At 58.9% G+C, this 628-nt stretch carries 1 protein-coding gene; it reads left to right on the top strand.

The features are described from left to right. A partial coding sequence (locus tag CO664_RS27005) for a transposase (protein WP_202859963.1) occupies nt 1-628 on the top strand: 628 nt, incomplete at both ends.

Below are 628 nucleotides of genomic sequence, written 5' to 3'. Positions count from 1 at the left end.
AACTCTATATGTGCGGCTCGCTTCGGGATCTGATCCCCGACGATCACATCCTGGTTAAGGTCGATAGAGTTCTCGATCTCTCCTGGCTGCACGATGAGGTAACTGAGCTTTATGCGGTGGGCGTCGGCCGCCCCGGCATTGATCCGGAAGTGGCCGTCCGGCTGATGCTTGCGGGCTTTCTCCTCGGGATTGTTCATGACCGTCGGCTGGTCCGCGAGGCTCAGGTTAACATCGCTATTCGCTGGTTTATCGGCTTCGGCCTGCACGAGGCGCTTCCTGACCATTCGTCGCTGACCCGCATCCGTCAACGCTGGGGCGCAGAGCGTTTTCGAACGATCTTTGAGCGGACAGTAAAGGTCTGCGTAGCGGCCAGGATTGCCAAGGGTGAGGCCGTACATGTCGACGCCTCACTCATCCGGGCCGACGTAAGTTGGGAAAGCCTTGCGCTCCGCCACGTCGACGCTCTCACCGACGCCAACGAAGACCCAAACGAACGAAACAGCCGTAAAACAGGCAAGTACAAGAAGGTTTGCGTTACCGATCCGGACGCGTCCATGGCGACCAACGGGCGCAATCGTCGGCTGGAACCAGCCTACAAGCAACATGCTGTCGTGGACGATGCTTGTGG

It is taken from the genome of Sinorhizobium sp. NG07B (assembly GCF_002532005.1).
In the GTDB taxonomy this organism is placed as follows: domain Bacteria; phylum Pseudomonadota; class Alphaproteobacteria; order Rhizobiales; family Rhizobiaceae; genus Sinorhizobium; species Sinorhizobium fredii_C.
Note: the sequence above shows the minus strand (reverse complement) of the source record. Positions and strands in the feature narration are given on the sequence as shown.